Source organism: Ottowia beijingensis (assembly GCF_013423955.1).
GTDB lineage: Bacteria > Pseudomonadota > Gammaproteobacteria > Burkholderiales > Burkholderiaceae_C > Ottowia > Ottowia beijingensis.
In genome coordinates, this window is record NZ_JACCKX010000001.1 from 2,323,979 (window position 1) to 2,343,873 (window position 19,895).

A 19,895-nucleotide genomic window follows, 5' to 3' on the forward strand; every position below is an offset into this window, starting at 1 on the left:
CCCAGCGGGGAAGGAGCAAACCTTGATCTGATCTCGCGCAAACGCTCATGCCCCACTTGGTCATCCTCTACACCGGCAACCTCGATACCGTGGTCGACATGCCCGCGCTGTGCCGCGAGCTGGCCGACGCCATGCTCACGGTGCGCGACGAAGCCGGCGCGCAGGTCTTCCCCACCGGCGGCACGCGCGTGCTGGCCTACCCGACGCCGCACTTCGCCGTGGCCGATGGCGGCGCGGCGGGGCGCGCGGCGGGTGCGGGCAAGACCGGCGTGTCGACCAGCGACCCGGGTGAGTACGGTTTCATGTACCTGAACCTGCGCATGGGCCGAGGACGCACGGCTGCTACAGAGCAGATAGCTGGTCGCGCACTGTTGGCGGCGACCAGGGCTCGATTGATGCCGTGATGGCGACCCGCCACATCGGCCTCACGATCCAGATCGACGAAGGCCCCGAGGTGTTCGACGCCAAGCACAGCACGCTACATCCCCTCTTCAAGAAGAACTGAGTCAATGACATGCTGACTTCCGAACAAATCGACCAACTCGCCGACGAACTGCACCAGAGCGAAACCACGCGCACGCCCGTCGAGCATTTCTCCAAGCGCTTTCCCGTCATGACCATCGAGGACGGCTACCGCATCAGCCGTGCGTGGGTCGCGCGGCAAATCGCCGAGGGCCGACAGGTGATCGGCCACAAGATCGGCCTGACCTCGCGCGCCATGCAGCAGGCCAGCCAGATCGACGAGCCAGACTACGGCACGCTGCTCGATTCGATGCTGTTCACCTGCCAACCGGGCGAGGTGCTGGAGATTCCGGCACAGCGCTTCATTGCCCCGCGTGTCGAGGTGGAGCTGGCCTTCATCCTCAACAAGGACCTGCAAGGCCCCGATGTCGACGTCGAGCAGGTGCTGGCCGCGACGGAGTACGTCACGCCCGCCATCGAGATCATCGACGCCCGCATCGAGCAGTTCGACCGCCACACCAAGGCGATGCGCAAGGTGTTCGACACCATCAGCGACAACGCGGCCAACGCCGGCATCGTGGTCGGGGCCGGCCGCGCCGACGCGCGCGCCATCGACCGGCCCTGGGTCGGCGCCATCCTGCGCCAGAACGGCGTCGTGGAAGAGACGGGCCTGGCCGCCGGCGTGCAGGGTGATCCGGCCATCGGCATCGCCTGGCTGGCCAACAAGCTGGCGCCCTGGGGCGAATCGCTGAAGGCCGGGCAGATCGTGCTGGCCGGCTCCTTCACCCGCCCCGTGGCGGCTAAAGTGGGCGACCTGTTCGAGGCGGACTACGGCCCGCTCGGCAAGATGGCATTCAAGTTCGTCTGAGGAATACCAACAACATGCAGACCCCGCTGAACCCCTTCAAGCAAGCTCTTGAACAAGGCCGCGCCCAGATCGGCCTGTGGGTGGCGCTGGCCAGCCCCTACAGCACCGAGCTGATCGCCGGTGTCGGCTACGACTGGCTGCTGCTGGATGGCGAGCACGCCCCCAACGACGTGCGCAGCACGCTTACCCAGCTGCAGGCCGTGGCCAGCGCGCAGCAGGCCTTTGGCGACGGGCGCTCGCACCCCGTGGTGCGCGTGCCGCTGGGCACGGGCGAGGCGGGCACGGCGATCATCAAGCAGTTTCTCGACATCGGCGCGCAGACGCTGCTGGTGCCGATGTTCGATACCGCCGAGCAGGCCGCCCAGGTGGCCGCCGCCGCGCGCTACGCGCCCACCGGCGTGCGCGGCATGGGCAGCGCGCTGGCGCGGGCCTCGCGCTGGCAAGCGCACCCGCAATACGTGCACGAGGCCAACGACCGCGTGTGCGTGCTGGTGCAGGCCGAGACGGTGGAGGCGATGAAGAACCTGGACGCCATCGCCGCCACGCCTGGTGTGGATGGCGTATTCATCGGCCCGGCCGACCTGAGCGCCAGCATGGGCCACCCCGGCAACGCCGCGCACCCCGAGGTGCAGAAGGTCATTGAGGACGGCATCGCCCGCATCCTGAAAGCAGGCAAGGCACCGGGCATCCTGGCCACCAGCGAGCCGCAGGCACGCAAGTGGTTGGCGGCCGGTGCGCGCTTCGTCGCCGTGGGCGCCGACACCATGCTGCTGGACAGCGGCGCGCGCGCCCTGTTGGCGAAGTACAAGGATGGCGCAGGGGCGGCGGGGCCGTCGAGTTACTGAAACAGGTTTGGGGTCAAATCGGGCTCCAGCGCCCGTCTGACAAGCGCGAGCAGCTATTGAACAAGGAGCAAACGGCATGTTGCAAACCCGTCCAACCAGCACTGCAGCGCAGATGCACCCCGACGAACGCGCCGCGCGTGTCCAGCTCGCCGCCTGCTACCGCATCTTCGCGCTCCTCGGCTGGACGGAGATGATCTACAACCACATCACGCTGCGCCTGCCGGGCAGCGTGAGCGGGGAAGAGAAGCACTTCCTCATCAACCCCTTCGGCCTGCACTACAACGAGGTCACCGCCAGCAACCTGGTCAAGGTGAACCTGGCGGGCGACATCCTCGATGGCTCGCCGCACCCGATCAACCCTGCCGGCTACGTGCTGCACAGCACCATCCACGGCGGCATCGATGGCGCGCACTGCGTGATGCACACGCACACGACGGCGGGCGTGGCGGTGGCTTCACTGGCCAGCGGCCTGTCGCAGAGCAACTTCTACAGCGCGCAGCTGCACGACATGGTGGCCACGCACGACTTCGAGGGCATCACCATCCACGCCGAGGAAGGCCCGCGCGTGCTGGCCAGCATCGGCAACAAGCAGGCCGTGATCCTGCGCAACCACGGCCTGCTGAGCTGGGGCCAGACGCTGCCGCAGGCCTTTGCCGTGCTGTGGACGCTGCAGCGTGCCTGCGAGATTCAACTGGCCACGCAGAGCATGGGCGCGCCGCTGCCGGTGCCCGAGGCCATCGCCGCCAAGTGCACGCGCGATGCGCTGCAGTTCGACCCAAAGCACGGCGCTGGGCAGGATGTGTTCAACGCCTTGGTGCGGCAGATCGAGCGCATCGACGCAAGCTATAAAAATTGAAGCTGCTTGCGCAGAGCAGGCAAGCGCTGGAGGCCAAAATGATACAGAAAATCGCCATCTACGGCGCAGGCGCCATCGGCGGCTGGATGGGCGTCAGGCTGGCCGCCAGCGGCTGCGACGTGAGCGTGGTGGCGCGCGGCGACACGCTGGCGGCGGTGCGTGCGCACGGCCTGCGCCTGCGCGAAGGCGAGGCCGAGCGCGCGCAAGCCGTCACCGCCAGCGACAACACCGCCGCGCTCGGCGTGCAGGACCTGGTCATCGTCTCCGTCAAGGCGCCCGGCATGGCCGACGTGGCGCGGCGCATCCAGCCGTTGATCGGGCCCAACACCATCGTGCTGACCGCCATGAACGGCGTGCCCTGGTGGTTCCTGCAGGGCTTCGGCGGGCCGGTGGCCGGGCTCACGCTGCAGTCGGTCGATCCGGGCGGCGCCATCGCCCAGGCCATTCCGGCGCAGCACGTCATCGGCTGCGTGGTGCACGCCAGCTGCTCGGTTGATGCGCCGGGCGTCATCCGCCACCGTGCAGGCCAGGGCCTGATCGTGGGTGAGCCGGCCGGCGGTGAAACGCCGCGCGTGCGGGCGCTCGCCGAGCTGCTGACCAAGGCCAGCTTCGACGTCACGCTTTCGCCGCAGATCCAGAAGGACGTCTGGTACAAGCTGTGGGGCAACATGACCATCAACCCGGTCTGCGCCATGACCGGCGCCAGCGCCGACCGCGTGCTCGACGACGAACTGGTGCGAGGCTTCCTCAGCGCCGTGATGCTGGAGGCCCGCGAGATCGGCGCGCGCATCGGCATCCCCATCGCCGAGCAGCCCGAAGACCGCCACGCCGTCACGCGCAAGCTGGGCGCCATGCGCCCCTCGATGCTGCAGGACGTGGAAGCCGGCAAGCCGGTGGAGCTGGATGCGCTGGTCTCCTCGGTGCGCGAGCTGGGCCAGCTCACGCAGGTGCCCACGCCGTACACCGATGCGCTGCTGGGCCTGAGCCGGCTGCATGCGCGCGTGCGGGGTTTGTATCCTGCGGCGGCATGACCGCATCACCTTGCCCGGCCTTGCTCCCTCTCCCGCCAGCGGGAGAGGGCGGGGTGAGGGCTGCTTCCCCCTCCGCTGGGGAGGGCCGGGTAGGGGCCCGGCGGCCGCACCGCCCCCACGCGGCCCGCCCTCACCCCAGCCCTCTCCCCAGAGGGGCGAGGGAGCAAGACCCTTGGGGCGTGCGGTGCCGAGCGAGGGCGCCCGCCCATGACCCCGCCCACCCGCGCCCTCAGCACCCTGGCCTTCCTCACGCTGCTGTTCATCGCCTTCGTGATGGGTGCCAACCACGTCGCCGCGCGCCTGGCCTTCAACCACGGCGTGGACGTGCCCACGGCCGTCACCTTCCGCAGCATCGCCACGGCGCTGGTGGTGGGCGCGCTGCTGGCGATCTACCGGGTACCGCTCACCCTCACGCCGCGTCAGCGCAAGGCCCTGCCGCTCATCGGCGTGCTGATCGCGGTACAAAGCCTGTGCCTGTATTCCGCCGTCGCGCGGCTGCCGGTGGCGCTGGCGCTGCTGGTGTTCAACAGCTTTCCGCTGATGACGGCGCTGTGGGCACGCCTGCTGTACCGCCACCAGCCTGAGCGCGCATTGCTCATCGCCATGCCGGTGATCCTGCTCGGCCTGGTGCTGGCGCTGGACGTGCTGGGCGCCGCTTCGGGTCTGGGCGCGGCCGGGCAGTGGCGCGAGATCGGCGCCGGCGTGGGCTATGCGCTGGCGGCCTCTGCCACCTTCGGGCTGGCGCTGGTGCTGACGCAGCATGAGGCCGGCGGGCTGGATGGCCGCCTGCGCACCTTCGCCACCATGGCCATCGTCGGCCTGCTGGCCGGCGTGGCCGTGGCCTGGCGCGGCGGCTTCGCGCTGCCCACCGCCACGGCGGGCTGGTGGGGCCTGGCGCTGCTCACGCTGCTGTACGGCACCGGCATCACCATTTTGTTCACCGTGCTGCCGCGCCTGGGTGTGGTCGGCAACTCGGCGGTGATGAACGTCGAGCCGGTGTTCGCGCTGGTGCTGGCGTGGCTGATCCTCGGCCAAGCCATCGCGCCGGTGCAGGTGGCGGGGGCGTTTATCGTGGTGGGCGCCGTCATCTGGCTCGGGATGCGGAAAAATAGGGAACATCCCCTGAGCGCCTGACGGCGCTTCCCCTTCTCTCGCTTCGCGGGAAGGGGGACACCGCCGGTCGCCGGGGAACCCCGGCTCGGGCGGTCGCTGGCATGGCCTGCTCCGCGGCCATTGGATGATTGATCGAACTGGCGCCGCTACCATCCGCGCATCGCCCTCAGAAATTGCGCCATGACCGACCCCACCCACGCACCCTCCGACGACGCTCGCAGCGACGAATTCGACGACGCCACCAGCGCCACGCTCGACGCGCTGGAAGACGTGCTCGACGTCGTGCGCGAGCGCCACCCCGACACGCCGCAGTGGGAGTTCTGCGAAGGCGTGCTCACCGCGCTGCTGTGCACGCGCCGCGCCATCGGCGAGGACGAATGGCTGCCCTTCATCTTCGGCCGCGACGGCGCCGACGTGTTCGCCAGCCCGGCCGAGCGCACGCAGTTCAGCATGGGCTGGCTGGAGCGCGAATCGCAGCTGCGCGCCGCGCTGAACGCCAAGGTCGATTCGCTGGAGGACGAGCGCGCCCTCAGCCCCGCCGTGATGGACTGGCGCGGCCTGCTGGCCTGCCTGCCCGAAGCCGACCGCGCCGAGGCCACCCAGGGGCAAGACGGCCCGCCGCCAGCGCTGGCGCAGGTGTGGGCGGTTGGCTTTCTGGCGGCGGTCGATCACTGGGCCGACGACTGGGCGCCGCCGCGCGACAAGGAAATCGCCGACATGCTGGCCGACGCACTGGCCTGCATTGAGGACCTGACCGACGACGACACGGACACGCCGGTGTTGAACCTGTACGAGGACGACGGCCCGCCCAGCGTCAGCCAGGCCCGCTTCGACGCCTTCGGCGAGGCGCTGTGGGCCGTGTACGACCTGTACGACATCGCCAAGAGCCTGGGCCCGCGCGTGGCGCCGGCGCAGAGCAGCAAGGTGGGGCGCAACGATGCGTGTCCTTGCGGGAGCGGGAAGAAGTACAAGAAGTGTTGTGGGGCGTGAGGCTCAGGCCGCTAGGAAGCCTGCGCACCGCGCTCAACATCCCGCCTAAATGACTCGACAAACAACGACCAGACTTTTATGTCATGACTAAGCGACTCACGCCAGCAGCAGTTCCCGCGCTCAAGGAAGCATTGTGCGCGGTCTATTGGTACAAGGCTGACCTGAAGAGCTTTCTCCAGCAGTGTCTTTCGAATCCGTCAGTCCTCGCTACGCTGAACTGGGACAGCTACAAGAGGCAAGTGGTATCCGACTTGGTTGACTACCTCGTCCGAGACCAAGACAAGCACCTCGGGGATTTGACTCGTCTTTGCAATGAAGTTTGCAGTATCACTACGTTTGAGCATTTGCAGCAACTCGATGGAGGCGCTCAGAAGGCTGAACGCGCACGGATAGCGGTTACTCAACTCAAGGCTTTGGTAACACCCCACCAAGAAGCTCGCAAAGAGGCTGATGAGCTTGCTGATCGGCAGCGTCGTGCTGCAGAGAAGCTGCGAACGAATGCGGCGGTCAGACAAAGATTGGAGGACATCAAGAATCGGTACATGGCACTCGTAATGTCCTGGAATATGCAGAGTCGGGGGTTCGAGCTGGAGCGCGTCATGTACGACTTGTTCGAGCTGTTTGATCTCGATCCCAAGGCCTCGTTTCGCAACACTGGTGAGCAGATTGATGGCGCCTTCTCTTTCGATGGTACCGACTACCTTTTTGAGGCCAAGTGGCAACAGGAACTGGTCAACGCTGCTGCACTGGACTCGTTTTCTGGCAAGGTTCGTCGGAAGCTCGAAAACACACTTGGCGTCTTTCTGTCGATCAATGGCTTTTCTCCGGACGGGGTAGCTGCTCACGCCGCTGGAGGTGCCGTCGTTTTGCTCATGGATGGTGCGGACCTTATGGCCGTCTTTAAGGAACGCATTGACTTCGTAAGCCTTCTGCTTAGGAAGAAGCGGTATGCCGCTCAAACGGGACACATCTACTTGCCCTTTCATCAGATCGCAGCGTCGTAAAAGGGAATGGCTTCTATTGCTTCAGTATTTGTAGTGTTCCGCGAGAATTGGAATCTAGGGAAAGTCTGATTTGGTCCTGAATTTCGTCTGGCTCTCCTTCTTCCTCAGCGCCATCGCCGTCGCGCTGGTGCAGACCTTTCAGGGTGATTTCACGGTCTTTCCGCGCCTGATGACGGCGATGTTCGATGCCGCCAAGACCGGCTTCGACATCTCGCTTGGCCTGGTCGGCATCATGGCGCTGTGGCTGGGCTTCATGAAGATCGGCGAGCGCGCGGGCATGGTGGATGCCTTTGCGCGCGGGGTGAACCCGGTGTTCCGCCACCTGTTTCCGGGCGTGCCGGCGGGGCACCCGGCGCAGGGCGCGGTGACGATGAACATCAGCGCCAACCTGCTGGGGCTGGACAACGCCGCCACGCCGCTGGGGCTGAAGGCGATGCAGGAGCTGCAGTCGCTCAACACACGGCCCGGCACCGCCACCAACGCGCAGATCATGTTCCTGGTGCTGAACACGGCGGGGCTGACGCTGATCCCCACCTCGGTCATCGCCATCCGGCAGACGATGGCCGTCAAGCAGGGGCTGGTGGGCTTCAACGCGGCCGACATCTTCTTGCCCACGCTCATCGTCACCGCCTGCGGGCTGTTGTCGGCGCTGGTGCTGGTAGCGGCGGTGCAGCGCATCTCGCTGTGGCGCGCCAGCCTGCTGGGGCCGCTGGCGGGCTTCGGGGCGGCGGTGGGGGCGCTGGTGTGGTGGCTGTCGCGCCTGCCGCCCGAGCAGGCGGCGCAGTGGATGGGGCTGATCGGCGCCGGCTTCATCCTGGCCGTGGTGGCGCTGTTTCTGGTGGCCGGCGCGCTGCGGCGGGTGGATGTGTACGAGGCGTTCGTCGATGGCGCGAAGGAGGGCTTTGGCGTGGCCGTGGGCATCATCCCCTACTTGGTGGCGATGCTGGTGGCGATTGCCGTGTTCCGCGCGGCGGGGCTGATGGATTTGGCTGTGGGCGCCATCGGCGCGGCGGTGGCGGCGCTGGGGCTGCCGACCGACTTTCTGCCCGCCGTGCCGGTGGGGCTGATGAAGGTGCTGAGCGGCTCGGGCGCGCGCGGGTTGATGGTGGACGTGATGCAGGCGCACGGCGTCGATTCGTTCGCGGGCAAGCTGGCCGCCATCATCCAGGGCTCGACCGAGACCACCTTCTACGTGCTGGCGGTGTATTTCGGCAGCGTGGGCATCAAGAACACGCGCCACGCGTTGCCCTGCGCCCTGTTTGCCGACGCCGTGGGGCTGGTGGCGGCCATCGTTGTGGCCTACGCGTTCTTTGCCTGATACCAATGCGCTGTCAAAAATGACGAATGACAAATGACAAATGACTTCGCTGCGCTTCAATGACAAAAAGGCATTCGTCATTTGTCATGCGGCGCCAGACGCAGTCATTTGTCATCGTTCTGAACGCAAGACGGTATGCGGGCTTCTCCCGCGCCGGCCCTGCATCCATGGGGGGACCTGTCAGATTTTTGCATCAAGAAAAACGGCTTCAGTGCCCGTTCATCGGGCGCAAGCAGCTCCTGTTTTCATATTGCAATACCGCGCCAAATAGCTATCGCTTGATTTCGAGCCTTGCGCGCTCTTGCGTGTGCCAGAACGGCGGCCAATGGCTTCGCTGCGCTTCCGCGGCCAGGGCTTGTTCGTCATGCCGGCGCCAGCCGGCGTCATTCGTCATCCGTCATCTGCTTGAGCGCCAGCGCCCGCTCATACAGCGCATTGCGCGGCGCGCCGGTGATCTCGGCGGCCAGCTTGACGGCGGTCTTGGTCGGCAACGCTGCCAGCAGCAGGCGCAGCACGCGCGCCTCGTCGCCCGGCGCGGCGGCGGCATCGGCCGGGTGCAGCACCAGGGCGAACTCGCCGCGCTGGCGTTGCGCGTCGGCGGCCAGCCAGGCGGGCAGCTCGGCGCAGGGCAGGGTGGCGATCTGCTCGAACTGCTTGGTCAGCTCGCGCCCCACCGTCACCGGCCGCGCGCCCAGGGCGGCCAGCGCATGGGCCAGCGCGGCGATGCGGTGCGGCGCCTCCAGCAGCACCACGGCGCGCGGTTCGGCCGCCAGCGCATCGACGGCGCTGGCGCGTTCGCCAGGCTTGGTGGGCAGAAAGCCGGCGAACACGAACTGCCCGTCGCCCGCCAGCCCGGCGGCGCTGATGGCCGTCGTCACGCTGCTGGCGCCCGGCAGCGGCACCACGCGCAGGCCGGCGGCGGCGCACGCGGCGGCCAGGCGCGCGCCGGGGTCGCTGACGGCGGGCGTGCCGGCGTCGCTGACGCAGGCCACGCGCTGGCCCGCCTGCAGCCGCGCGATCACGCCCTGCGCCGCCTCGGCCTCGTTGTGTTCGTGCAGGGCGATCAGCGGCTTGCCGTCCAGCCCGTAGGCGCGCAGCAGCGGCGCGGTGTGGCGCGTGTCCTCGCAGGCGATGGCGTCGGCCAGCGCCAGCACGTGCAGCGCGCGCAGCGTGATGTCGGCCAGGTTGCCGATGGGCGTGGCGACGACGTACAGCGCGCCGGCCGGATAATGCTGCGGCCCCGCGGCCTGCAGCGCGGCTTGCAGCGCGAGGTCGAACGAGGGTTTGCCGATGGGGGCGAAGTGGACATGGGATCGCTCAGCTAGCGCCACGACGATGGCACTGTGGAATTTCAATCGCGCCGCCGCCGGCGCCACCACCCGCGTGCGCGGCACCGCGGCCGAGGACGCCGCGCTGGCGCACCTGCTGCGCGCCGGCCTGACGCTGCTCGAGCGCAATTATCGAACCCCGGCCGCGGCGGCGGCGAGATCGACCTGGTGATGCGCGCGCCCGGCGGCACGCTGGTGTTCGTGGAGGTGCGCGCACGCGGCAGCGCCACGCACGGCGGCGCGGCCGCCAGCGTGGGCGCCAACAAGCAGCGCCGCATCGTGCTGGCCGCGCGCCACTACCTGTTGCGCCACCGCCAGCCGCCGCCGTGCCGCTTCGACGTGGTGGCCATCGAGGGTGATCGCATCGAGTGGATCAAGGGCGCTTTCGACGCTGGTTGAGTACCGACTCGTACCGTTTTGCGTTCCAAGCGTTGGTTTTTGCGGATGACGCAATGACTTCGCCGCTGCGCGGCGTGATGACGAAATGACGCCCGTGATGCGCAAAATGCCTCGCACGCGGCTGGCGTCATGGCGGCGCAGCCGCCGTCATGGAAGCGCAGCGAGGTCATTTCGTCATCGCCTCGCGCGCGAGAAGCTGTCTTCTTTGAGCGCGCAAAAGTATCAGACGCGCATCACCGCGGGGGCCGCCCAGCAGGCCCGCCAAGCACGGGCGGCCGCGGAGCAGGCCACTCGGGAACGCCGCGGTCGGACCTGCGCCGACCGCCAGCGTTGTCCCCTCCGGGGAAGGCGCCGAAGGCGACTCAGGGGAGCCTGTTGCTCCTAAATTTGCACCGAACGCGCGCTGCCGCGTTATGATCGGCGCCGATGCCCGAGCAACGCGTTCACCAGCAGTTCATCGACAGTGCCGACCTGAAGTACCAGTGGGCGCAGACCTTGGCACGCCCCATCGACGAAGCCGCGCAGGCGCTGCTGGCCTGCGTCACCGGCGGCGGCAAGGTGCTGATCTGCGGCAACGGCGCCTCCGGCGCGCTGGCGCAGTACATGGCGGCGCTGATGGTGGGCGGGCTGGAGCGCGTGCGGCCCGAGCTGCCGGCGTTGGCGCTGGGCACCGACGCGGCCACGCTCACCGCCGTGGCGCGCCGCGGTGAATACGCCGATGCCTTTGCCGCCCAGGTGCGCGCGCTGGGCAGCGCGGGCGATGCGCTGCTGGTGCTGTCGTCCAACGGCCAGGCCGTGAACCTGGTGCGGGCCGCGCAGGCCGCGCACGAGCGCGACATGAGCGTGATCGCCCTCACGGGCCGCGGCGGCGGCGAGCTGGGCCACATGCTGCGCGACACCGACGTCCACGTGTGCGTGCCGCACGAGCGCACGCCGCGCATCCACGAGGCGCACCAGCTGGTGCTGCACTGCCTGTGCGACGGCCTCGATCTGCAACTGCTTGGTGACGAGGAGAGCCGAATGAAACGTTTGAGTCTGCGCGCCGCGGCCTGTGCCACGCTGGTGCTGGCGGCCGGGCTGGCCGGCTGCGTGCCGGCCGCGCTGGTGGGTGGCGCCGTGGGGGCCGGCGCGCTGCTGATGACGGCCGACCGCCGCAGCGGCGAAACGCAGGAGGCCGACCGCACCATCGAGGCCGCCGCGGGCGACGCCGTGGTGCGTGCCCTGCCGGGCCGCGGCCACGTCAACATCACCAGCTATTACCGCAAGGTGCTGATCACCGGCGAAGTGCCGAGCGCGCAGGATAGCCAGCTGGTGGCCGCGCAGGTGCGCGCCGTGCCCGGCGTGGCGGGCGTGGTGAACGAGCTGGCGGTGATGCCCGAATCCAGCACGCTGCAGCGCTCCAACGACGGCCTGATCACCAGCAAGGTGCGCACCCGCCTGATGAACCAGAACGGCGTGCCCGCCGGCAGCATCCGCGTGACCACCGAACGCGGCACGACCTACCTGATGGGCCGCCTGACGGCCACCGAAACCGCGCTGGCCACCGAGGTGGCGCGCCAGACCGATGGCGTGCAGCGCGTGGTGCGCGTGATCGACCTGATTGCCGATCCGGCGGGGGCAGCAGCGTGACGACCAGCGCCGCGCCGGTGGCCGACCCGGCGGTGAGCGGCACGGCGGCGCCCACGCTGCCCGCCGCGGGCGACCAGGCCACGGGCGTGGTCGTCAGCCCGGTCACGCAGCCGGTGATCGAGCAGCCGCGCCCGCCGGTGCAGGTGCAGACGCTGCCGCCGATGAAATAGCTCCCCCTGTGCCGCTGGCGCGACTTCCCCGGAGGGGGACAACGCTGGTGGCCGGCGCAGGTCCGGCCACGGCGTTCCCGAGCGGCCTGCTCCGCGGCCATTCGACTTGGGCGGGCTTGCTGCGCAGCCCGCTTGTCTCGGCTTCGTCGCTGCGGCTTATTTCAACCGCTTGATGAGGCTGGAGGTGTCCCAGCGGCCGCCGCCCATCTGCTGCACGTCGGCGTAGAACTGATCCACCAGCGCGGTGACGGGCAGGCGGGCGCCGTTGCGCTTGGCTTCGTCGAGCACCAGGCCGAGGTCCTTGCGCATCCAGTCGACGGCAAAGCCGAAGTCGAATTGGTCCTGCACCATGGTGGGGCCGCGGTTGTCGAGCTGCCAGCTCTGCGCCGCGCCCTTGCCGATGACGCCGAGCACCTGCGCCATGTCAAGCCCCGCGCGCTGGCCGAAGGCGATGGCCTCCGACAGGCCCTGCACCAGCCCGGCGATGCAGATCTGGTTGACCATCTTGGTCAATTGGCCGGCGCCGCTGGGGCCCATCAGCGTGAAGGCGCGCGAGAAGGCCATGGCCACGGGCTTCACGACATCGAACGCCGACGGATCGCCGCCGCACATCACCGTCAGCAGGCCGTTCTGCGCGCCAGCCTGGCCGCCGGAAACCGGCGCGTCGATGAACTGCAGGCCGCGTGCGCGCGCTGCTTCGTCCAGCTCGCGCGCGACGTTGGCCGAGGCCGTGGTGTGGTCGACGAAGATGGCGCCGGGCTCCATGCCGGCCAGCGCGCCGGTGTCGGCCAGCACCACCTGACGCAGGTCGTCGTCGTTGCCGACGCAGCAGAACACGATGTCGGCACCCGCCGCAGCCAGCTTCGGCGTTTCGGCACTTTTCACCCTGCCGGTGCTCGCCAGCTGGGCGCAGAGCGCTTCGGATTTGGTAGCAGTGCGGTTGTAGACCGTTACCGTGTGACCCGCCATCGCCAGGTGTCCGGCCATGGGGTAGCCCATCACGCCCAGGCCCAGAAAGGCGACCTGGCGCGGCGCGGTGGATTCGTAGGTCTTGGCGTTGATGGTGGTGTTCATGCGGGGACTCCGGAAGCGAATGACGAATGACTTGGCAGGTGGCGCGACATCGAAGATCGGTGCGGCGCGTCGCCGACGTGCGGCGATTCATTGTGTCATCGACCGGCTGACTCGCCCGATTCCAAGGGCCGCGGAGCAGGCCGCGCCAGCGAACGCCGTGGCCGGGGTCTCCCCGGCCACTGGCGTTGTCCCCCTCCCGCAGGAGAGGGGAAGCGGCGTCAGCCGCTCAGGGGGTGTCACACGATCTGCAGGTGCTCGGTGCCGGCGGCCAGGTCGAGCGACTTGGCGCGCTTGCTGGTCAGCTTGATCTGCAGGCGCAGGTCGTTGGCCGAGTCGGCGTTGCGCAGCGCGTCCTCGTAGCTGATCAGGTTGGCCTCGAAGGCGTCGAACAGGGCCTGGTCGAAGGTCTGCATGCCCAGTTCGCGGCTCTTCTTCATGATCTCCTTGATCTCGCCCACCTCGCCCTTGAAGATCAGGTCGCTGATCAAAGGCGAGTTGAGCATGATCTCGACCACGGCGGTGCGGCCCTTGCCCTCCTGCTTGGCGATCAGGCGCTGCGAGATCAGTGCGCGCAGGTTCAGCGACAAGTCCATCAGCAGCTGCTGGCGGCGCTCTTCGGGGAAGAAGTTGATGATGCGGTCGAGCGCCTGGTTGGCGCTGTTGGCGTGCAGCGTGGCCAGGCACAGGTGGCCGGTTTCGGCGAAGGCGACGGCGTGCTCCATCGTTTCGCGGTCGCGGATCTCGCCCATCAGGATGACATCGGGCGCCTGGCGCAGCGTGTTCTTCAGCGCCGCTTCCCAGTCTTCGGTGTCCAGCCCCACCTCGCGCTGGGTGACGATGCAGTTCTTGTGCGGGTGCACGAATTCGACCGGGTCCTCGATCGTGATGATGTGGCCCTGGCTGTTGACGTTGCGCCAGTCCACCATGGCCGCCAGCGTGGTCGACTTGCCCGAGCCGGTGGCGCCGACCAGGATGGTCAGGCCGCGCTTGGACATGGCCACGTCCTTCAGGATCTGCGGCATGCCCAGGGTGTCGATGGTGGGCAGTTCCTGCGGAATCACCCGCATCACCATGCCCATGTGCCCCTGCTGCACGAAGGCGTTGCAGCGAAAGCGCCCGATGCCCGCGGGCGAGATGGCGAAGTTGCACTCCTTGGTGCGTTCGAACTCGGCCGCCTGCTTGTCGTTCATCACGCTGCGCACCAGCGCCAGCGTGTGGCCGGCGGTCAGGTTCTGCGACGACACCTTGGTGACCTTGCCGTCGACCTTGATGGCGGGCGGAAAGTCGGCCGTGATGAACAGGTCGCTGCCCTTGCGCTGCAGCATCAGCTTGAGCAGGTCGTTGATGAATTTACTGGCCTGATCGCGTTCCATGGTTTCTTTCCTTAGTGGGCGCCTTGGGGGCGCTCCGGCTGAGTTCTACGGGCATCGGCGGACGAAGACGTCCAGCGGCCGCGGAGCAGGCCATGCCAGTGCGCCCGTGGAAGGGCTTGGCCCGCCCGCTGGGCGCGCCCCCGGACGGGGGTGGCGGAACAGTGCGAAGCATGTGGAGCCTGGGGGCGATTTGATTACCCTGGGAAGTTTTCCGGAATCTTCGCCTTCGACCGCGCCTCGGCCGGGCTGATCACGTTGCGGCGCACCAGCTCGGTCAGGTTCTGGTCCAGCGTCTGCATGCCCATGGCGTTGCCGGTCTGGATGGATGAGTACATCTGCGCCACCTTGGCCTCGCGGATCAGGTTGCGGATGGCGGGGGTGCCCAGCATGATCTCGTGCGCCGCCACACGGCCGTTGCCGTCCTTGGTCTTGCACAGCGTCTGCGAGATCACCGCCACCAGCGATTCCGAGAGCATGGCGCGCACCATCTCCTTTTCTTCGGCGGGGAACACGTCGATGATGCGGTCCACCGTCTTGGCGGCCGACGAGGTGTGCAGCGTGCCGAACACCAGGTGGCCGGTTTCGGCTGCCGTCATGGCCAGGCGGATGGTTTCCAGGTCGCGCATCTCGCCCACCAGAATGCAGTCCGGGTCCTCGCGCAGGGCCGAGCGCAGGGCGTTGGCGAAGCTGTGCGTCATCGGCCCCACTTCGCGCTGGTTGATCAGGCACTTCTTGGATTCGTGCACGAATTCGATCGGGTCTTCCACCGTCAGCACGTGGCCGTATTCGGACTCGTTCAGGTGGTTGATCATGGCCGCCAGCGTGGTGGACTTGCCGGAACCCGTGGGCCCGGTCACCAGCACCATGCCGCGGGGCTTGAGCGACAGGTCGCCGAAAATCTTGGGTGCGTTGAGCTGCTCCAGCGTCAGGATCTTGCTGGGAATCGTCCGCAGCACGCCGGCGGCGCCGCGGTTCTGGTTGAAGGCGTTGACGCGAAAGCGCGCCAGGCCCTCGATCTCGAACGAGAAATCCACCTCCAGGTTTTCTTCGTACACCTTGCGCTGGGTGTCGTTCATGATGTCGTACAGCATCGCGAACACCTGCTTGTGGTCGAGCGGGTCCACGTTCAGGCGGCGCACGTCGCCGTGCACGCGGATCATGGGCGGCAGCCCGGCCGACAGGTGCAGGTCGGAAGCCTTGTTCTTGACGCTGAAAGCCAGCAACTGGGTAATGTCCACGGCGAAGCCCCAATAGGAAACAGTGAAACCAAGGTTTCAGTTTGATACGCTGCGGGCATTATGACGACCATCGCCCGCAACCTCCAAGACGTGCGTGCACGGATCGCCACAGCCTGCCAGCTCGCCGGGCGCAACGTGGAAGATGTCACATTGCTGGCGGTCTCCAAGACCTTCGGCGCCGAGGCGGTGCGCCGCCGCCGGCGCCGGGCAGCGCGCCTTCGGCGAAAACTACGTGCAGGAGGGCATCGACAAGATCGCACAGCTGCGCGACCTGGCGCTGGCGTGGCATTGCATCGGCCCGCTGCAGAGCAACAAGACGCGCCTGGTGGCCGAGCACTTCGACTGGGTGCACACGGTGGACCGGCTGAAAATTGCCGAGCGCCTGTCGGCCCAGCGGCCCGAGGGCTGGCGCCGCTGAACGTGTGCATCCAGGTCAACATCGACGGCGGTCCGACCAAGTCCGGCGTGGCACCCGCCGAGGCGCTGGCGCTGGCCCGCGCCGTGGCTGCCCTGCCGCGCCTTGCGCTGCGCGGGCTGATGACGATCCCCGAGCCTGCTCCTGATTTCGAAGCTGCTTGCGCTGTCCACGCAAGGGCCAGGGCGCTTTTTGATCAGTTGAATGCCGAAGGGCTGGGGCTCGACACCCTGTCGATGGGCATGAGCGCCGACCTGGAAGCCGCGGTGGCGGCCGGCAGCACGATGGTGCGTATCGGCACGGCCATCTTCGGCGTGCGGGCCAGAAGCGCCTGATGGCCGTGCCTGGCCACTGCTCCTCAATGCCTGTCCTCGGCACGTCGTGGCCAGTCTGCCGAAGGTTTGTCCGGTGGGCTGGCTGAGCGCATGGCGATTGTTTACATTAAATGCTGGGTGGCCGACTGCGAAAAAGCGTCGCCTCCGAGGGCATCACATTGCATGAGAAGGGAGTGAGAATGACTGCAACTGCAGAACTTTCGGGCCTGCGTGCCGCAGCACGTATCAGCGTTCTCGGCGCTGCGCTGGCCTTCATGGGGACGTCGGTCTGGGCGAGCCCCGCCAGCGAAGCGATCCAGGCGTTGACGACCCATGGGTCGTACACGCGCGAGGTTCGACTGTCGGCACTGGGTGTGGTGGAGCCGGTGGCCTTGCTCAAGGAGTCCGCCAGCCGCGATTTCTACTTCCCGATGCCGCGCTCGAACGTGACTGATGCGCGGATCCATTTCTCCGGCCGCACCCACAAGACGGAGGAAGGACGCACCGGCGTCATCCTCTCGGTCAACGGCATTCCCCAGTACACGCAGACGGTGGCGGAAGGTGATGCGGCCCTGGCGGTCGATCTGTCTGTGGCGCCACGGGCCCAGCCCGACGGCTTTGCGCGCCTGGGCGTGCAGTGGCAGACGCTGACCACGGTCAACTACTGCCAGCTGGAGCGGGACACGGGCAACGTACTCACCATCTCGCCGGATTCCCGGCTGGTGTTCAGGCACGGCCTGTCGAACCTGAGTGTGGACGAAGCCTGGCGGTTGCTGCCGCCGCAGCCCGTGTTGCTGGTGGGCAGCACGAAACTGGCCCAGGACGCGTACGACACGGCCTGGCGCCTGGGTACGGCGCTGACCCGCGCCGGCAAGGCGCCGCGCGTGGCGGCGCTGCCCGACGTGGGAAGCAACGTCACGCTGGGCGAAGTGTCGGTGCCGGCTGCGCTCGCAGGTGTGCCGGCATTTGCTGGGCTCCGGTCGGGTTCGGGCTTGAAGATCGAAGACGCCGCGCAGTTGGCTGCGCTCATGCTGTCGGGGGCGGCGCCATCCGCGGGGATGTGCTGGTGGTGGACGCTGAACTGCGCAAGCGCGTGGGCGATGCCATCGCGGCGTTGTCCCAGCAGATGAGTGGCGACACGCAGGCGCAAGCCGCGTTGGCGGCGTGGGGTGATCAGTTGTTGGCAACCGCTGGCGCCGATGGCGTCAAGGGTGCTGCCGGCGTTCGCACCGCTGCGCTGGGCGGGCAACCGACGCTGGCCGTATCGACGGGTGGTGCGGGTGTGGTCGGCGCGCTGGACAGTGTCTGGCGCCAGGTGTTGCAGGGTCCGACCGCGCAGGTCCAGTCGGCCAAGACGGTCGATCCCCAACGCCAGAACACCTTCAGCCTGGCATCCCTGGGCGCCGGCGGTAGCAGCATCGACGTGGTCGCCAAGGGCGAATGGAGCGGCAGCTTTCCGCTGGCGGCCGTGCTGGGGGTGGGCGCGTGCCCAAGCAACTCGTGCTGAATGTGGTGGCCGCGCCCTCGCCATCCACCACACCGCCGATCCTGTCGGTGTACTGGAACGACACCATGCTGGGGTCGACCCAGTTGAAGGCCGAGGGCGCGCCGGAATCGCTCACGCTGCAAGTGCCATCCCACGTGCTGGGCATGCGCAACGTGTTGCGGGCGGTGTTCCAGCGTCAGCCCCTGTCACACAACTGCGACGAGATTCCCCAGGGCTTTCCGGTGCAGGTGCTGCCGACGAGCCACATCGTGACGGGACCGGGCCGGGCCGATGCGAGCTTCGTCGGTCTGTTGCCGGACATGACGGACCGCGCCACGCTGGTGGTGCCGCAACGCTATCTGGAAGATGCGGTGGGTTCCTTGCCGGTCGTGATCCGCACGGCCTTTGCTTCGGGCATGTCGCCGGGCAGTGCGGAGCTGATGGTGGCGGCTGGTGATGCACCGGTACAGCCGAACCAGGCATTCCTGAGCATGGAGGTACCGGTGCAAGGCGCCAGTTCGTCGACCAGCGTGGGGCCGAACGGCCACCTGCGGGTTCGCAACAAGGAGATCGACTGGGTCGACATGAGCGGTCTCGACCGGCTGTCGGTTGCTGAGGTGGTGGGCGCCCAAGGTGGACGCCAGGGCATTCTGTGGCAGCGACTCGGGGAGGCCAGCGATGCCGCCGACGCCCGTCCCTACTTGCTGAGCCGCGGCGACGTCGCGCTGGTGGGACGAGAAGGTGTGCTGGCATGGCTGGATACCCGCGGAACCGCGCCCAATGCTTCTGAGGGTGCGGCTGAGAGTGGCACGGCCGGTTCGGTTGCTGCCTGGTGGCACAGCCAGCCCGATGCCGTGCGCTACACGCTGCTGGCAGTGCTGGGGCTGATCGTGCTGCTGTTGCTGGCGCGCCTGCTGCGCCGCCGATGACGGACGCCGTCAAAGCCCGCCGGCAGGGTGGTCAGGTGGTGTCTGAGAGCGCCGCCCGACTGCCTCGCGGCACTCGTTCAGTCAAGGGCTGAAATCCTGCCCGCGGCGCGGGGTCAGCGGAACACCACCGTCCGCTGCCCGTTCACCAGCACCCGGTGTTCGCCATGCCACTTCACCGCGCGCGCCAGCACCTGGCTTTCGGTGTCGCGGCCGATGGCCGTGAGGTCTTCCACCGTCAGGCTGTGGTCCACGCGCGCCACGTCCTGCTCGATGATCGGGCCCTCGTCCAAGTCGGCCGTCACGTAGTGCGCGGTGGCGCCGATCAGCTTCACGCCGCGGTCGTGCGCCTGGTAGTACGGCTTGGCGCCCTTGAAGCTGGGCAGGAAGCTGTGGTGGATGTTGATGGCGCGCCCGGCCAGCCGCTGGCACATGGCGTCGGACAGCACCTGCATGTACCGCGCCAGCACCACCAGCTCGGCACCTTCGCCGTCGATGATCTCCAGCTGCCGCTCCTCCGCCTGCGCCTTGTTCGCCTTGTTGACGGCGATGTGGTGGAAAGGCACGTTGTAGCTGGCCGCCAGTTGGTAGAAGTCGCGGTGGTTGCTGACGATGGCGCGGATGTCGAGCGGAAGCAGGCCCGACTTCCAGCGGAACAGCAGGTCGTTCAGGCAGTGGCCTTCCTTGCTGACGAAGATGACAGCGCGCATGGGCTGCGCCGCAGCGTGCAGCTGCCAGCGCATGTCGAAGCGCGCGGCCAGCGTGCCGATCTGCTCGCGCAGCGCCTCGGCGCCTGCGTCGGCGCAGGCGAACTGCACGCGCATGAAGAACAGGCCGGTGTCGTGGTCGTTGTACTGCGCGGCTTCCTCGATGTTGCCGCCGCGCTCCAGCAGAAAGCCCGACACGGCGTGCACGATGCCGCGCTGGTCGGGGCAGGAAAGCGTCAGGATGTAGGTGGTGGTGTCTTGCATCGGGCGCCGATTGTCGCAGGGCTGTCGCGTGCGCGATGGCGTGGCGCTGTGGTGCGCGGTCGAATCGCTATATTGAGTTGCCAAA

The 19,895-nt window shown here is 67.8% G+C and carries 18 protein-coding genes and 3 pseudogenes; 16 read left to right on the plus strand and 5 right to left on the minus strand.

Annotation, left to right across the window (positions count from 1 at the left end; translation table 11 throughout):
- Positions 1-47 precede the first annotated feature (47 nt).
- From H0I39_RS11690 to H0I39_RS11730, 9 genes and pseudogenes are all read left to right on the plus strand, one after another.
- Positions 48-505, plus strand: a pseudogene (locus H0I39_RS11690) (5-carboxymethyl-2-hydroxymuconate isomerase).
- 9 nt (positions 506-514) lie between these two features.
- Complete coding sequence (hpaH, locus tag H0I39_RS11695) at positions 515-1,330, plus strand: 2-oxo-hept-4-ene-1,7-dioate hydratase (RefSeq protein ID WP_180550596.1); 816 nt, start codon at positions 515-517, stop codon at positions 1,328-1,330.
- 14 nt (positions 1,331-1,344) lie between these two features.
- Positions 1,345-2,175 carry an aldolase/citrate lyase family protein gene (locus H0I39_RS11700; RefSeq protein ID WP_180550597.1) on the plus strand — a complete coding sequence of 277 codons (831 nt, stop codon included), beginning with the start codon at positions 1,345-1,347 and terminating at the stop codon, positions 2,173-2,175.
- 76 nt (positions 2,176-2,251) lie between these two features.
- Entirely contained in the window at positions 2,252-3,031 is a 780-nt protein-coding gene (locus tag H0I39_RS11705) for a class II aldolase/adducin family protein (protein ID WP_180550598.1), read from the plus strand.
- 38 nt (positions 3,032-3,069) lie between these two features.
- Positions 3,070-4,062 (plus strand): 2-dehydropantoate 2-reductase, encoded by a 993-nt coding sequence (locus H0I39_RS11710; protein WP_180550599.1) that lies wholly within the window; start codon positions 3,070-3,072, stop codon positions 4,060-4,062.
- Positions 4,063-4,269: 207 nt separating this feature from the next.
- Positions 4,270-5,196: an EamA family transporter gene (locus tag H0I39_RS11715; RefSeq protein ID WP_180550600.1), complete on the plus strand. Its 927-nt coding sequence runs from the start codon at positions 4,270-4,272 to the stop codon at positions 5,194-5,196.
- Between the two features lie 159 nt (positions 5,197-5,355).
- Complete coding sequence (locus H0I39_RS11720) at positions 5,356-6,165, plus strand: YecA/YgfB family protein (protein WP_180550601.1); 810 nt, start codon at positions 5,356-5,358, stop codon at positions 6,163-6,165.
- An 83-nt stretch (positions 6,166-6,248) separates the two neighbouring features.
- Entirely contained in the window at positions 6,249-7,169 is a 921-nt protein-coding gene (locus H0I39_RS11725) for a hypothetical protein (protein WP_180550602.1), read from the plus strand.
- A gap of 70 nt (positions 7,170-7,239) precedes the next feature.
- Positions 7,240-8,487, plus strand: coding sequence for a spore maturation protein (locus H0I39_RS11730; protein WP_180550603.1), 1,248 nt, complete (start codon positions 7,240-7,242; stop codon positions 8,485-8,487).
- 383 nt (positions 8,488-8,870) lie between these two features.
- On the opposite strand, the gene rsmI is transcribed toward H0I39_RS11730, so the two are convergent.
- Entirely contained in the window at positions 8,871-9,818 is a 948-nt protein-coding gene (gene rsmI / locus H0I39_RS11735; protein ID WP_308645840.1) for a 16S rRNA (cytidine(1402)-2'-O)-methyltransferase, read from the minus strand.
- A gap of 4 nt (positions 9,819-9,822) precedes the next feature.
- On the opposite strand from rsmI, the pseudogene H0I39_RS11740 reads away from it, so the two are divergent.
- The 3 genes and pseudogenes from H0I39_RS11740 (at position 9,823) to H0I39_RS11750 (ending at position 12,013) form a co-directional block, all read left to right on the plus strand.
- Positions 9,823-10,214, plus strand: a pseudogene (locus tag H0I39_RS11740) (YraN family protein).
- 426 nt (positions 10,215-10,640) lie between these two features.
- Positions 10,641-11,843, plus strand: coding sequence for an SIS domain-containing protein (locus H0I39_RS23345; RefSeq protein WP_180550604.1), 1,203 nt, complete (start codon positions 10,641-10,643; stop codon positions 11,841-11,843).
- A complete protein-coding gene (locus tag H0I39_RS11750) occupies positions 11,840-12,013 on the plus strand; it encodes a hypothetical protein (RefSeq protein ID WP_180550605.1) in 174 nt (57 codons plus the stop codon). Before H0I39_RS23345 ends, H0I39_RS11750 begins: the two co-directional genes overlap by 4 nt.
- Before the next feature lie 156 nt (positions 12,014-12,169).
- Here H0I39_RS11750 and H0I39_RS11755 read toward each other — a convergent pair whose 3' ends face one another.
- From H0I39_RS11755 to H0I39_RS11765, 3 genes are all read right to left on the minus strand, one after another.
- A complete protein-coding gene (locus H0I39_RS11755) occupies positions 12,170-13,087 on the minus strand; it encodes an NAD(P)-dependent oxidoreductase (RefSeq protein ID WP_180550606.1) in 918 nt (305 codons plus the stop codon).
- 236 nt (positions 13,088-13,323) lie between these two features.
- Positions 13,324-14,460: a PilT/PilU family type 4a pilus ATPase gene (locus H0I39_RS11760; protein ID WP_180550607.1), complete on the minus strand. Its 1,137-nt coding sequence runs from the start codon at positions 14,458-14,460 to the stop codon at positions 13,324-13,326.
- Between the two features lie 194 nt (positions 14,461-14,654).
- Positions 14,655-15,698, minus strand: coding sequence for a type IV pilus twitching motility protein PilT (locus H0I39_RS11765; RefSeq protein WP_180550608.1), 1,044 nt, complete (start codon positions 15,696-15,698; stop codon positions 14,655-14,657).
- 60 nt (positions 15,699-15,758) lie between these two features.
- On the opposite strand from H0I39_RS11765, the pseudogene H0I39_RS11770 reads away from it, so the two are divergent.
- The 4 genes and pseudogenes from H0I39_RS11770 (at position 15,759) to H0I39_RS11785 (ending at position 18,842) form a co-directional block, all read left to right on the plus strand.
- Positions 15,759-16,448, plus strand: a pseudogene (locus H0I39_RS11770) (YggS family pyridoxal phosphate-dependent enzyme).
- A gap of 179 nt (positions 16,449-16,627) precedes the next feature.
- On the plus strand, positions 16,628-17,557 hold the full coding sequence (locus H0I39_RS11775) for a hypothetical protein (RefSeq protein WP_180550609.1): 930 nt from the start codon (positions 16,628-16,630) through the stop codon (positions 17,555-17,557).
- Entirely contained in the window at positions 17,497-17,934 is a 438-nt protein-coding gene (locus H0I39_RS11780) for a hypothetical protein (RefSeq protein WP_180550610.1), read from the plus strand. Before H0I39_RS11775 ends, H0I39_RS11780 begins: the two co-directional genes overlap by 61 nt.
- Entirely contained in the window at positions 17,913-18,842 is a 930-nt protein-coding gene (locus tag H0I39_RS11785) for a hypothetical protein (RefSeq protein ID WP_180550611.1), read from the plus strand. Before H0I39_RS11780 ends, H0I39_RS11785 begins: the two co-directional genes overlap by 22 nt.
- Positions 18,843-18,955: 113 nt before the next feature.
- Here H0I39_RS11785 and purU read toward each other — a convergent pair whose 3' ends face one another.
- On the minus strand, positions 18,956-19,810 hold the full coding sequence (purU, locus tag H0I39_RS11790; protein ID WP_180550612.1) for a formyltetrahydrofolate deformylase: 855 nt from the start codon (positions 19,808-19,810) through the stop codon (positions 18,956-18,958).
- Positions 19,811-19,895 lie beyond the last annotated feature (85 nt).